10 protein-coding genes and 3 pseudogenes are annotated in these 12,819 nt (G+C 70.1%); 6 read left to right on the top strand and 7 right to left on the bottom strand.

Annotated elements, in window-relative coordinates; genetic code table 11:
• Window positions 1–238 precede the first annotated feature (238 nt).
• Entirely contained in the window at window positions 239–1,258 is a 1,020-nt protein-coding gene (locus ACNAYW_RS12915) for an MBL fold metallo-hydrolase (protein WP_415850095.1), read from the bottom strand.
• A gap of 567 nt (window positions 1,259–1,825) precedes the next feature.
• Between ACNAYW_RS12915 and trpS the strand changes: the two genes are divergently transcribed.
• Together trpS and yhjD are read left to right on the top strand one after the other, a co-directional pair.
• Window positions 1,826–2,851, top strand: coding sequence for a tryptophan--tRNA ligase (gene trpS / locus ACNAYW_RS12910; RefSeq protein WP_415850094.1), 1,026 nt, complete (start codon window positions 1,826–1,828; stop codon window positions 2,849–2,851).
• A gap of 38 nt (window positions 2,852–2,889) precedes the next feature.
• On the top strand, window positions 2,890–3,888 hold the full coding sequence (gene yhjD / locus ACNAYW_RS12905; protein WP_415850093.1) for an inner membrane protein YhjD: 999 nt from the start codon (window positions 2,890–2,892) through the stop codon (window positions 3,886–3,888).
• A 10-nt stretch (window positions 3,889–3,898) separates the two neighbouring features.
• On the opposite strand, the gene ACNAYW_RS12900 is transcribed toward yhjD, so the two are convergent.
• From ACNAYW_RS12900 to ACNAYW_RS12890, 3 genes and pseudogenes are all read right to left on the bottom strand, one after another.
• A complete protein-coding gene (locus tag ACNAYW_RS12900; protein WP_415850092.1) occupies window positions 3,899–5,392 on the bottom strand; it encodes an APC family permease in 1,494 nt (497 codons plus the stop codon).
• Window positions 5,393–5,395: 3 nt separating this feature from the next.
• Window positions 5,396–5,868, bottom strand: a pseudogene (locus ACNAYW_RS12895) (D-alanyl-D-alanine carboxypeptidase); the annotation flags it as partial.
• Between the two features lie 7 nt (window positions 5,869–5,875).
• A pseudogene (locus tag ACNAYW_RS12890) lies at window positions 5,876–6,606 on the bottom strand (D-alanyl-D-alanine carboxypeptidase family protein); the annotation flags it as partial.
• 134 nt (window positions 6,607–6,740) lie between these two features.
• Between ACNAYW_RS12890 and ACNAYW_RS12885 the strand changes: the two are divergent.
• From ACNAYW_RS12885 to ACNAYW_RS12870, 4 genes are all read left to right on the top strand, one after another.
• Window positions 6,741–7,601 (top strand): sucrase ferredoxin, encoded by an 861-nt coding sequence (locus ACNAYW_RS12885; protein ID WP_415850091.1) that lies wholly within the window; start codon window positions 6,741–6,743, stop codon window positions 7,599–7,601.
• Between the two features lie 26 nt (window positions 7,602–7,627).
• Window positions 7,628–8,083: a nitroreductase/quinone reductase family protein gene (locus ACNAYW_RS12880; RefSeq protein ID WP_415850090.1), complete on the top strand. Its 456-nt coding sequence runs from the start codon at window positions 7,628–7,630 to the stop codon at window positions 8,081–8,083.
• Between the two features lie 135 nt (window positions 8,084–8,218).
• The gene (locus ACNAYW_RS12875; RefSeq protein WP_415850089.1) at window positions 8,219–8,800 is read left to right on the top strand and encodes a PadR family transcriptional regulator; all 582 of its coding nucleotides are present in this window, start codon (window positions 8,219–8,221) and stop codon (window positions 8,798–8,800) included.
• Window positions 8,790–10,310 carry a DHA2 family efflux MFS transporter permease subunit gene (locus ACNAYW_RS12870; protein ID WP_415850088.1) on the top strand — a complete coding sequence of 507 codons (1,521 nt, stop codon included), beginning with the start codon at window positions 8,790–8,792 and terminating at the stop codon, window positions 10,308–10,310. Before ACNAYW_RS12875 ends, ACNAYW_RS12870 begins: the two co-directional genes overlap by 11 nt.
• 56 nt (window positions 10,311–10,366) lie before the next feature.
• On the opposite strand, the pseudogene ACNAYW_RS12865 reads toward ACNAYW_RS12870, so the two are convergent.
• The 3 genes and pseudogenes from ACNAYW_RS12865 to ACNAYW_RS12855 form a co-directional block, all read right to left on the bottom strand.
• Window positions 10,367–11,136: pseudogene (locus tag ACNAYW_RS12865) on the bottom strand (ABC transporter permease).
• Window positions 11,133–11,918 (bottom strand): ABC transporter ATP-binding protein, encoded by a 786-nt coding sequence (locus ACNAYW_RS12860; protein WP_415850124.1) that lies wholly within the window; start codon window positions 11,916–11,918, stop codon window positions 11,133–11,135. The pseudogene ACNAYW_RS12865 and the gene ACNAYW_RS12860 overlap by 4 nt, the downstream one beginning before the upstream one ends.
• 32 nt (window positions 11,919–11,950) lie before the next feature.
• On the bottom strand, window positions 11,951–12,766 hold the full coding sequence (locus ACNAYW_RS12855; protein ID WP_415850123.1) for a DUF4097 family beta strand repeat-containing protein: 816 nt from the start codon (window positions 12,764–12,766) through the stop codon (window positions 11,951–11,953).
• Window positions 12,767–12,819 lie beyond the last annotated feature (53 nt).

Raw genomic sequence — 12,819 nt, 5'->3', positions numbered from 1 at the left:
GCGCGGAACCGCGCCGCGACAGGGCCACTGGCGCCGAGCGGGATCGCGGTACCGATCGAGATCGTGGGGACGAACGCCGCGACGTGGGCCGCGACCCGATTGCGATCGGCTGCGAGGGGGCGCGGTGCACGCCGTCGGCGGCGAGCTCCTTCACGAGCGGGTAGAACCTTTCCCGGCTCGCGCCCTCCGGGGTGAGCCGGATCAGATGTCACCTGTTCGTGCAGCAGTCCGCGGCGCATTACCGCCCCGTGTTACCTATGGCCATCAGGTCCGTCCCCACTGTCACGGTGCCGTCGTATCCGCGCTGCGCCTCCTTCGTCCACACCGAAGCGTCGATCGTGCGACCACCGGTCTCCTCGATGTGTGAAAGCACCAAGGACGGAACTTCTGCGCTCTGTGCGATGGGGCCGACCTCGTCGACAAAGACGTGCGACTTGCGGTGGTGGTCGACCACGTCGCTGGTCAATCCCGCGTCCTGCGGGATGCGCAGGGCCTCATGCACGAGGATGTCGGAGCCCTTCGCCATCCGGATCAGGTTCTCGGACCGCCTTGTGTCGCCGGAGAATGTGACTGATCCGTGGTCCGTATCGAAGCGGAACGCGAACGCTGGAAAGACCGGGCCGTGCGGTACTAATGTCGCGGTGACCTTGACCCGATCGTCCTCCATGACTGTGAAAGGACGCATGTCGGGCGCGGTGTTATCCCATCTCGCGCCGACATCTTCAGGGATTCCGATCTCGCGGACATCAGGTAGGTCCCGTGGATCGCGGAAGCCGGCATCGCGCAGGAAGATATTGCTCGTGTATGCGAATGCCTCGTGGAGCTTCTCCGTCATCACACGTGTACCCGGGACGGGATTGGTCGGCGCCACGGTGGGCACCTTCCGTCCGCCGAGAGCCGCAGGAAGCTCTCCCGCCGACCCGGGGCCGTACACCGGTAGGCCGGTCGGAGTCACATCACCGTTCCTTTCTCCGGTGGTGCCCGCCATCAGGAAGAAGTTGTAGTAATCAGCGACGTGATCGGCATGCAGATGAGTGAGAAAGATCCCAGCCAACTCGCGGTACTGCAGGCCCGCGCGCTTGAACTGGGTCACTGAGCTACGCCCGCAGTCGACAAGGTAAACCTTGCCGTCCACGAGAAGAGCCGTAGAGATCCCTGCCCGGTCAGCTGCCGGAGGCGGCCCGGCCTTAGTGCCGAGCAGTACGAGTGAGAACTTGGCTCCCTCAATTGACGGCGACGGAGTCGGGGATGCGGACACGGGCGTACGCCTCTCGCTCGGATCGCATGCAGCCAGGGCGCCGGCCGCGGTCAGCGCAGCGCCCCCAGCCAGGGCCCCGCGCAGGAACCGACGACGGCCGAGGTCCGTACCGACATCGGGAATTAGGGGTTTCCGTGTGGCGCCCACGCTAGTTCCCCGCCGTATCGACGCCGACTACGCGCGCTCGGAGCGCGGATCCGCGCACCAGTATCGGATTCCGTGCCAGGTGACAGTGGTCGGGTCTTGAAGTGCCGATTGTCTTCGCCGGCGGGTGACGGTGCGCCCCATTGCCTGCCAACAGTGTCAAACGCATATGAGCTCCTTCATTATTCGCCCGTGCCTCCGCGTACCACCTCTATGGCGGACGCCTCCATCGGTCGGCACGCTATGAAGATAGTCGACAATCTTGAAGAGTTTCGAAAATTAGGAGGATTTGTCATTGACTGCGGCGCGCTGCGCTAGCCAGTGCGGCTTCGGGGCCTTGGGGGCACCTCGGGTGACCGACGGGCACCGTCGGACGGAATACCGAGGAGACCCTGTGCACGGAAGTCGATAGACTCGTTCCCCGTGACGGAAACCGCCCCCACCCCCGCGAAGCGACAGCGCGCGCTGTCGGGCATCCAGCCGACCTCGGACTCGTTCCATCTCGGCAACTATCTGGGCGCGGTGCGGCAGTGGGTGCAGCTGCAGGACGAGTTCGAGACCTTCTACTTCATCCCGAACATGCACGGCATCACCACGCCGCACGATCCGAAGGCGCTGCGCGAGCGCACGGTCTTCGCCGCGGCGCAGCTGCTGGCGCTGGGGGTGGACCCGGCCCGCTCGACGATGTTCGTGCAGTCCCAGATCCCTGAGCACGCCGAACTGACCTGGGTGCTCAGCTGCATCACCGGCTTCGGCGAGGCCAGCCGCATGACGCAGTTCAAGGACAAGTCGGCGAAGAACGGGACCGACAGCTCCTCGGTGGGCCTGTTCACCTACCCGATCCTCATGGCGGCCGACATCCTGCTCTACCGCCCGCAGCTCGTGCCCGTGGGCGAGGACCAGCGGCAGCACCTCGAGCTCACCCGGAACCTGGCGCAGCGCTTCAACACCCGCTTCAAGAAGACCTTCGTGGTGCCCGAGGCGTACATCGTCGGCGACACCGCGAAGATCTACGACCTGCAGAACCCCACCGCCAAGATGAGCAAGTCGGCGGAGTCCGACGCGGGGCTGATCAGCATCCTCGACGATCCGAAGGTGATCGCGAAGCGGGTCAAGTCGGCGGTCACCGATACCGAGCGGGAGATCCGGTTCGACCGCGAGGCCAAGCCGGGCGTCTCCAACCTGCTGACCATCGAATCGGCCTTCACCGGCACCCCGATCCCGGAGCTGGAGCGCGCCTACGAGGGCAAGGGCTACGGCGACCTCAAGACGCAGGTCGCCGACGTCCTCGTCGACTTCGCCACGCCGCTGCGGGGCCGGGTTCAGGGCTACCTCGACGACCGTGCCGAGCTGGACAAGGTGTTGACCTCGGGCCGCGAACGGGCGCGCGAGATCGCGTCCCGCACCCTCGCCGACGTCTACGACAGGGTAGGGTTCCTGGCGCCCTAGCCGATGTGCAGTAGCGAACTGCAGGAGGACGTCTCGACATGCTCCAGAAGTACCGCGACAAATGGCCGTGGTTCGACCACATCATGGCGGCCGCCATGCGGTACCAGGACAAGAAGGGCGACTACTTCGGCGCCGGGATCACGTACTTCAGCGTGTTCGCGTTGTTCCCGCTGATCATGGTGGCCTTCGCCATCGGCGGCTACATCCTCATCAACGACGCCGAGCTGCTCGCGGAGATCAAGAACCAGATCAACACCGTGATCAGCGAGGAGAGCCTCCGCACGTCGGTGAGCGACCTGATCGACCAGGCCATCGCCTCCCGCGGGACCGTCGGCATCGTGGGCCTCGCCGGCGGGCTGTGGGCCGGCCTCGGCTGGATGGCCAACGTCCGTGCGGGCCTCACCGAGATGTGGGACAGCGAGGTGCCGGAGCAGAACTTCGTCAAGACCAAGTTCGCCGACCTGGGCGCGCTCGCGGGCCTGTTCGTCGCGCTCGTGGCCTGCATCGCGCTGATGGCCGCGGGCAGCAGCCCCCTCACGGGCACGCTGCTCAAGGCGGCTGGGCTGGACGACATGCCCGGCCTGCACTTCGTGATCTCCGGCGCGACCCTGCTGGTCACGCTCCTCGCGCTGTGGGTGCTGTGGACCTTCGTGATCGCGCGCCTGCCCCGGGTGCAGTTCCCGTGGCGCAACGCCACCCGCGCGGGGCTGATGGCCGCCGTCGCCTTCATGATCCTCACGCAGCTGGCCACCCTGCTCATCGGCAGCGCGATGAAGGGCCCGGCCGGCGCCACCTTCGGCCCGATCCTCGGCATCATGCTGTTCATCTACTTCACCGCGCGGATCGTGCTGTTCGCGACCGCCTGGGCCGCCACGGATCCCCGCAACCAGCGCTACGTGATCCCGGCCGCCCCGGAGCCCGTGGTGATCTCTCCCGTGGTCCGCTCGGAGCCCGACGCGGGCCGGACCGCGATCGCGGGCGCCGCGGGCCTCGTCGCGGGGCTCGGCCTCGGATCCCTGTTGCGCCGCAAGCGCTGACGCGCCCGGCTCAGGCGTCCTCGGCGGCGGTCGCGCGCGGCAACGTCCGCCCGCGGAAGAAGGCGGGGCGGGTCACGGCGCACGCGATCATCAGCGGCAGTCCCAGCACCAGCATGCCGATGCCGATCACGAAGACCCCGCCGATGCCGCCGATCACCGTCTGTCCGTAGTCGGGCGCGATCATGTCGACCGCGCTCTGCACGAAGGCCCAGATCATCGCGATCCCGCCGAGCACGGGCAGGACGAGGCGCAGCACCAGGTTCCGCACCGACCGGCGCAGCGTGCGGCGGAAGTACCAGGCGCAGGCGAAGGCCGTGATCGCGTAGTAGAAGGCCACGGCGAGCCCCAGCGAGCTGATCGAGTCCTCTAGGGTGTTGCGGCTCAGCAGCGCCAGCGTCAGGTAGAAGGCGAGGGCCGACGCGCCCATCACGACGGTGCCGAACGAGGGCGTCAGGTACTTCGGGTGCACCCGCGCGAAGCGTTCCGGCACGGCCTTGTAGATCGCCATCGCGAGGGTCCCTCGCGCCGTGGGCAGCACCGTCGACTGGGTGGAGGAGAGCGCCGACAGCGCGACCGTGAGCACGAGGAGGCCCGCGAGCGCCGCGCCTCCGACGGGGCGACCGAGCACGGTGAGCACGTCGTCGTGGTTGTCGGTGTTCCCCAGCCCGAGGCCGGTCGCGCCGAAGCCCGAATAGGACTGCACGGCAACCGCGACGAGCACGTACGTGCCCATGAGTACGACGGTCGCGAGCACTGCGGCGCGGCCGGGGGTGGAGGACGAGTCCTTCGTCTCCTCGCCGACCGCGAGGCACGCGTCCCACCCCCAGTACAGGAAGATGCACAGGATCACGGCGGCCGCGACCTGTGAGGCGCTCAGGCCCGTCGGGTCCAACCAGTCCCAGCTCGGCCGCACGGCCTGCGGCCCGGCGGTGCCCCGGTACACCGCCCACAGGGCTGCCCCCGCCGCGACGGCGAGGACGACGAACTGGATCGACATGAGCACGTTCTGCATTCGCTCCGAGACGACGATCCCGCGGTACGACACCCAGGTCATCGCGACGATGAGCGCGCACCCGAAGCCCACCACCGCCAGGCGGTCGTCGGCGAGTGCATCGAGGCCCGCGAAGCGCAGCAGGTAGGCCGCGGAGATCTCGGCGACGTTGGCCAGGCAGATGATCGCCGAGACCGCGAGGCCCCAGCCGCCCATCCAGCCGATCCACGGACCGAACGCCCTACTGCCCCAGGTGAAGGTGGTCCCGGCGTCGGGCGTGTCCGAGGCCAGTTCCTTGTACGCGACGGCCACCATGAGCATGGGGAGGAAGGCGACGACGAACATCGCGGGCGCCTTGCCCTGGACGTGCCCGACGACGCCGCCGAGCGTCGCAGCGAGGCTGTACGCGGGCGCCGTCGACGACAGGCCGATCGCCATGTTGCTCAGGAGGCCCAGCGAATTCGAGCGCAGCCCCTTGTCCGGGACGGCGGCGGCGCTGACGGGGGCGGCCACCGCTCAGCGACCCCGGTTGGTGCGCATCGCGGCGCCCACCAGGACGGCGATCAGGCCGAGGCCGCCGACGCCGATCAGTAGCCGGGTCCCGCCCGCCATGCCCGACGGTCCGCTCTCGACCACGACGTCCGGCTGCCCCTGCTCGGCTCCCTGCTCCGGCCGGTGCGCGGAGCCGTCGGCCTCGACCAGCGTGCCCACGGACTTCCCGCGCAGCGCGACGCCGTATTCGAGGAGGCGCCGGTACTGGTCCCAGTAGGTGTTGCCGGTCTGCGACAGGCCGAACATCTGGACGATGACGTAGCGGTGACCGTCCCGGTCGACCGCGCCGACGAAGGTCTTCTTCGCATCGTCGGTGTAACCGTTCTTACCTGCGACAGCGCCCGGGAAGTCGGTGAGCAGCCGGTTCTCGTTGACGATCGGGTACGGCGCCACGGAGGTCGGCGCGGGCGGCGGGCTCTGCCCCGGCGGGGGCGGCGNCGACGNCGCGGTGGTCGGCACGGGCGGGTGGCCGGGGAAGGTGACCTGCGGCGTCGCGGCGATCCGCACGAACCGGTCGTCGCGCAGCGCGGCGCGGAGGATGAGCGCCATGTCGTACGGGCTCGAGCTCATGCCGGGCCCGTCGAGGCCGGACGGCGATGCCGTCCGCGTGTCGCGGGCGCCGAGGGACGCCGCCAGCGCGTTCATCTTCGTCAGCGTGGCGTCGACCCCGCCGAGCTGCCGGGCGAGCGCGTGCGCCGCATCGTTGCCGGATGCCAGGAGGAGCCCCTCCAGCAGCTGCTCCACGGTGTACCGGCCGCCGACGTTCACGCCCGCGCCGTTCCCCTCCTGCGCCGCGTCCTCCGCCGTACCCTCGACCACCGTGCCGAGGTCGAGATCGCGCAGCACGACCTGCGCGAGGAGCACCTTGATCGTGCTCGCGGGCCGGTACCGCCCGTGCGGGTCCTTCGCCGCGACGACGGTGCCGTCCGTCGCGTCCGCGATGAGCCAGCCCGCCGAGTCGATGCCGGGCGGGACGGGCGGCGCACCGTCGGGCAGGACGAGCCCGCACCCGCTCAGCTTCCCGCCGCCGACCGGCGGGTCCGGCACGGCGAGCGGGGTGGGGGTCGGCTGCCCGGGCTTCGGGACCTCGGAGGCGTCCACGGCGGGCGGCGGGACCTGCTTGTGCGGGCAGGCGTCGGTCACCAGGGTCTTCGCCGCGGGGCCGGGCGTCGGCGNCGNNGCGGGGCCCGGCGTCGCGGCGTCCGCGGCGGCGAGGACGAGGACCAGGCCGGCGGTCGCGAGGACCCGGCCCGCGGCGGTCAGAGTGCGCGCGATCATCGCGCTCATCGTAGTCGGCTACGGTGGCGGAATGACGGAGCGTTGTTCGAGTTTCACCGACGAGCCGCTCCCCGGCACCGCGACCACCGAGACCGGCTGGCTGTGCATCGAGAACGAGTCCGGCTGGGGCCGTGACCCGTTCTCGGGGGAGACCTTCGCGCCGGACGTCGGCCGGGCGATCGACCGATTCGCCGACGAGCGCGGCCTACGGGTGCTGCTGGTCCGGCGGCCGGGCCGGGCCGGGGGCGTCCGCGGGCGGATGCGGGTCCTCGTGGCGAATTCCGTGCCGGGGGAGACGACGCTGCGGATGTTCACCGTCGCCGACTACGCGGACATCCCGGACCTGCCCCTCGACGACCCGTCCGCGGGCGAGCCCGCCGGGCCCATCGCCCTGGTGTGCACCAACGGCAAGCGCGACGTGTGCTGCGCCGTGCTCGGGCGACCCATCGCGACGTCGCTCGCCGGCCGCTACGCCGAGCCGGTGGTGTGGGAGTGCTCGCACACGGGCGGGCATCGGTTCGCGCCCGTCGTCATCGTGCTGCCCGCCGGCCACACCTACGGCCGGGTCACGGTCGCGCAGGCCGAGGAGGCCCTCGCCGCCGCGCGCGCCGGCGTCGTCGCGACGGCCGGGCTGCGGGGCCGGTCGTCGATCCCGCCCGCCGAGCAGGCCGCCGAGGTCGCCGTCCGCGAGCTCCTCGGCCCCGTCGGGCCCGACGTCCTGCGCACCGGATCCGACGGTGCCGGCACCGTCACCGTTCGGCACGAGGACGGGCGGGTGTGGACGGTGACCGTGACCGCCGAGGACCTGCCGCCCCGGATGATGTCGTGCGGGAAGAAGCCCTCGGCGGCGCGAGCGTGGCGCATTTCCGGCCTCATTGCGGACGAGAACTGACACCAATACCCGCGAGACTCGTGGGTATGACTGAGACGACACCGGAGCCGGGCTCCTACAGCGACCCGGAGATGCCCTGGAACACGCTGACCGAGGAGACCATCGGCGACTGGAACGCGAACGTGATCGCCGAGTTCCGGGCCAACGGCGGGATCGTCGGCGGCGCTTACGAGGGCGGCGCGATGATCCTGCTGACCAGCACGGGAGCGCGCTCCGGCCGCTCGCACACCGTCCCGCTGGGCCCCCTGTACCGCGGTGAGCAGATGTACGTCAGCTCGTTCATCGAGAAGGCGTACCCGGCGTGGTGGCACAACGTGCGGAAGAACCCGGAGGTCACCGTCGAGATCGGCGCGCGCGCCGTCGCCGCCACGGCCCGCGCGCTCGAGGGGAGGAGTACGTGGAGTTCGCCGCGTGGGCGCTCGCGGACAACCCCGATCTCGCGGCCTTCCAGGCGACCGTCGACCGCCCGATCCCGCTGGTGACGCTCACCCCGCACTGATGTGAGCGGTGTCACACGGCGGTTCGTCCCGCTTCGGGCGAATTCGTCCGAACCGAATATTCCATCTGGAGTATTCGCCGCGTAGCGTGACCGACGAGCGTGCGATCGGAGGTGGGACATGGCGCGGGAACGGGCACTGACGCCGCTGGCGATCGCGGCGCTGGCCCTGCTCACCGAGCGGGACATGCACCCCTACGAGATGTTCACGACGATGACCGAGCGGCGCGAGGACCTCGTGGTCAAGCTCCGCGCCGGCTCGCTCTACCACGCGGTGAACCGGCTGGCCGAGGACGGCATGGTCGTCGACGTGGCCACGGAGCGCGACGGCAACCGGCCCGAACGCACCACCTACGCCATCACCGCATCGGGCCGGGAGCGACTGCAGGACACCCTCGCGGCCCTGCTGGCCGAGCCCGCCCAGGAGTACCCGAGCTTCCCTCTCGCCGTCTCCGAGGCCCACAACCTGGATCGCGACCGAGTGCGCGGCCTGCTCGCCGCGCGCCTGCGCCACCTCGAGGCCGACACTGCCGCGATGCGCGAGGGGCACGCCCGCGCGCTCGGCCACGCGGCCGAAATGCACCTGCTCGACCTGGACTACCTCATCGCGATGCGCACCGCCGAGGCCGATTGGCTGCGGCGCACCGTCGAACGACTCGACGACGAGACCCTGGAATGGAAGGCGACCTGTCATGACGAATGACGCCACCACCGCGAAACAGTACGACCCGGGCGCCCTGCCCGGCCTGCCGTCGGGTTATCGCCCCTGGCCCGCCCTGTGGGCGCTGGTCGTGGGCTTCTTCATGATCCTCGTGGACTCGACGATCGTCTCGGTCGCGACCGACGCGATCTGGATCGACCTCACCAAGGGCTCCGATCTCAACGGCGTCATCTGGGTGACCAGCGGCTACCTGCTGGCGTACGTGGTCCCGCTGCTGCTCGCCGGGCGTCTCGGCGACATGTACGGTCCCAAACGTCTCTACCTCGTCGGCCTGACGATCTTCACCCTGTCGTCGGCGTGGTGCGGGCTCTCGGGATCGATCGGCATGCTGATCGCCGCCCGCGTCGTCCAGGGACTCGGCGCGGCCCTGATGACGCCCCAGACGATGGCCGTCATCACCCGGACCTTCCCGGCGAACAAGCGCGGCACCGCGATGGCGCTCTGGGGCTCCGTCGCCGGCGTCGCGATCCTCGTCGGCCCGCTGGCCGGCGGCGTGCTGGTGGACCGGCTCGGCTGGGAGTGGGTCTTCTTCGTCAACGTGCCCGTGGGCATCGCGGCCTTCATCGCCGCGGTGATCCTGGTGCCGAACCTGCCCACGCACAAGCACAAGCTGGACGTCCCCGGCATCGTGCTCAGCGCCCTCGGCCTGTTCCTGCTGACCTTCGGCCTGCAGGAGGGGCAGAAGGAGGACTGGTCGGCCGGCATCTGGACGATGATCCTCGGCGGCCTGATCCTGCTCGTCGTCTTCGTCTGGTGGCAGAGCAGGGCCGCGGAGCCGCTGATGTCGCTGAGCCTGTTCAAGGACCGGAACTTCTCGCTCGCGAACGCGGCGATCGCGTGCATGGGCTTCTCGGTGACGGGCATGTCGATCCCGCTCATGTTGTTCGCGCAGAAGTCGATGGGGCTCACGCCCACCCGCTCGGCGCTGCTGCTCATCCCGCTCGCCGTGATCTCCGGCGCGCTGGCGGCACCGTCGGGCAAGCTCGCCGACAAGGTGCACCCCAAGTACCTCACCGGGTTCGGCTTCGCCGCCAACGCGGCGGCCCTGTTCTGGCTGGCCTTCGTCGCGCACGACACCACGCCGGTCATCGGCATCCTGGCCCCGATCGCGCTCATGGGCGTGGGCAACGCCTTCATCTGGGGCCCGCTGGCGGCCACCGCGAACCGGAACCTGCCGCTGCAGCTCGCCGGCGCGGGCTCGGGCGTCTACAACATGACCCGGCAGGTCGGCGCCGTGCTGGGCAGCGCTGCGGTCGGTGTGCTCATGCAGCACCAGATCGAGGAGAAGTTCACCGCCGCGACCGGCCACGCGGCGAGCGGTGGCGGTGCGATGACGACGGGCGCCCTGCCGGGGATCCTCCGCGGTCCGTTCGCCGACGCCATGGGGTCGACGATCCTGCTGCCCGCCGCGGCGCTCGTGGTCGCCTTCGTCGTCGTGCAGTTCTTCGCGACCCCGACGCACCAGAAGACCGCCGCGACCGTCGACGCCTGACACCGCTCACCGCCGGCCCCGAGGACGGGGTCGGCGGTGAGCGGTGGCGCTGCGGCTCAGCTGATCCGGCGACGATAGGCGAGCATCGCGCCGCCGTACGCGAGCACCAGGATGCCCGTGCACCACGCGAGAGCGGAGACGAGATCGCCGCTGTCGACGGGACGCTCGGCCAGCAGCGCGGAGATCGTGTTCACGATCGACGTCACCGGCTGATTCTCGGCGAAGGCGCGGACCGGTCCGGGCATTGTGTCGGTGGGGACGAAGGCCGAGCTGATGAACGGCAGGAAGATCAGCGGGTAGGAGAACCCCGTCGCGCCGTCGACCGACTTCGCCGTCAGGCCCACGGCCACCGCGATCCACGTGAGCGCCAGGGTGAACAGCGCGAGGATCCCGGCGACGCCGAGCCAGGCGAGCGGCCCGCCGACGAGCGGAAACCCATGATCAGCCCCACGCCGATGATGATCACCACGGTGATCGCGTTGGCCACCATCGACGTGAGGACGTGCGCCCACAGCACCGACGACCGCGCGATCGGCATGGACTGGAAGCGCTCGAAGATGCCGCCCTGCATGTCGTTGAACAGCCGCAGCGCGGTGTACGCGATGCCGGAGGCGATGGCCATCAACAGGATTCCGGGGAGCAGGTAGTTCACGTAGTTCGCATCGCCGGTGCTGCCCTTGATCGCCCCGCCGAAGACGTAGACGAACAGGAGCATCATGGCGATCGGGGTGATCGCGGTGGTGACGATCGTGTCGACGCTGCGGGTGATGTGCTTGAGCGAACGGCCCAGGAGGGCACCGGTATCGGAGACGGCGTAGGTGGTCATGATCGGTCCTCGGTGGTGGGGGAATCGGAACGGGTGCCGGTGAGCGCGAGGAAGATCTCCTCGAGCGTGGGCTGCTTCTCGACGTACTCGACCTTCGCCGCGGGCAGCATCCGCTTGAGCTCGGCGAGGGTGCCGTTCGCGATGATCCGCCCGTCGCGCAGGATCGCGATCCGATCGGCGAGCTGCTCCGCCTCCTCCAGGTACTGCGTGGTGAGCAGCACCGTCGTGCCCTGGGCCGCCAGCTCTTTCACGACGTCCCACACGTCGATCCGGGCCTCGGGGTCGAGCCCGGTGGTGGGCTCGTCGAGGAAGATCACCGCGGGGTCACCGATCAGGCTCATGGCGATGTCGAGGCGGCGGCGCATGCCGCCGGAGTAGGTGGCGACCTTCCGCCCGCCGGCGTCGGTGAGGCGGAACCGGTGCAGGAGCTCGTCGGCCACGGCGCCGGGGTCGCGCTGGTGCCGCAGGCGCGCCACTAGCACCAGGTTCTCCCGGCCGGTGAGGATCTCGTCGACCGCCGCGAACTGGCCGGTGAGGCTGATGGATTCGCGGACCTGCTGGGCCTCGGCGGTCACGTCGTAGCCGTGCACGACGGCGGTGCCGGCATCGGGGCGCAGCAGCGTGGACAGGATGCGGACCAGCGTGGTCTTGCCCGCGCCGTTCGCGCCGAGCAGGGCGAAGATGCTGCCCGGCACCACGTCGAAGTCGACGCCGCGCAACACGGGCAGGTCGCCGTAGGACTTCTCGATCCCGCGGACCTCGATGGCCGCGGTGGTGGTCATGGTCATGGTGTTCTCCTGGTGGGGGTGTGCGCTCAGCGAGCGCGCCGGATGTCGATGTCGCCGAACTTGGCCCGGGCGCGGACGGCGACGTGGTCGCCGGTGATGGAATCGGGGAGGCTCTCGTCGAGGTGATTGCGGACCCGCCCCTCCTTGGAGGACAGGTCGAGCCAGGCCGGAACGCCCTCCGCCACACCGACGGTGAGCTTGCCGTAGCTGCTCTCGAGGTCGATGACACCGCCGGAGACGTCGCCCAGGGTGATGGCGCCGTAGGCGGTCTTGGCCGCGACCGACGCGGTGGCGCGGTCGATGTCGAGGTCGCCGTAGGACAGGTTCGCCTCGACGCCGCCGTGCGTCTCGCCGATGCGGATGCCGCCGTGGGAGGCCTTGAGCAGGGCGTCGCCGGCGATCGAGTCGATGCGGATCTGGCCGTGGTCGGCGGTGATCTCCGCCGAGCCGTCCACAGTGCCGGCGGTGGCGTTCCCGTGCCCGGCGCGCAGCCACAGGTCGCCGGTCGTCTCCAGCTCGACGGAGCCGGTCGTCGCCTTGATCCGGGTGGCGGCGAGGCGGCCCTCGGTGCGGACGCCGCCGACGGCGCTCTCGGCGGTGAACCGCGAGCCGGCCGGCAGTTCGACCCTGACGTCGACCGATTCGGTCGCGCCGATGAGGCTCTGGAGACCGAACTTCGGCTTGGGGCCGACCACGGTGAGCCGGGCACCGTCGAACTCGACGCGGGTGGCCTCCGCGCCGCGCACGTCCGCCGGCTTGGTGGGCGAACTGGGGGAGACGGTGACGACGGTGTCGGTGCGGTCGCTCGCGATCACGTCGATGTCGCCGGCCTGGAGATTGATCGCGAGGTCGATGGGCTCGGGGGNGGGGAAGACGGGCATGGCGGAACCTTTCG

The organism is Tsukamurella ocularis (assembly GCF_965138335.1).
Classification (GTDB): domain Bacteria; phylum Actinomycetota; class Actinomycetes; order Mycobacteriales; family Mycobacteriaceae; genus Tsukamurella; species Tsukamurella ocularis_A.
The sequence above is the reverse complement of the archived record's forward strand: the minus strand, read 5'-3'. Positions and strand labels throughout refer to the sequence as shown.

What these genes read in the sequence shown, in the direction of transcription:
- ACNAYW_RS12885 (WP_415850091.1), top strand. Translation starts at nt 6,741, where the DNA reads ATGACGGAGCGTTGTTCGAGTTTCACCGACGAGCCGCTCCCCGGCACC.
- ACNAYW_RS12860 (WP_415850124.1), bottom strand. Translation starts at nt 11,918, where the DNA reads ATGACCACCACCGCGGCCATCGAGGTCCGCGGGATCGAGAAGTCCTAC.
- ACNAYW_RS12880 (WP_415850090.1), top strand. Translation starts at nt 7,628, where the DNA reads ATGACTGAGACGACACCGGAGCCGGGCTCCTACAGCGACCCGGAGATG.
- yhjD (WP_415850093.1), top strand. Translation starts at nt 2,890, where the DNA reads ATGCTCCAGAAGTACCGCGACAAATGGCCGTGGTTCGACCACATCATG.
- ACNAYW_RS12875 (WP_415850089.1), top strand. Translation starts at nt 8,219, where the DNA reads ATGGCGCGGGAACGGGCACTGACGCCGCTGGCGATCGCGGCGCTGGCC.
- ACNAYW_RS12870 (WP_415850088.1), top strand. Translation starts at nt 8,790, where the DNA reads ATGACGAATGACGCCACCACCGCGAAACAGTACGACCCGGGCGCCCTG.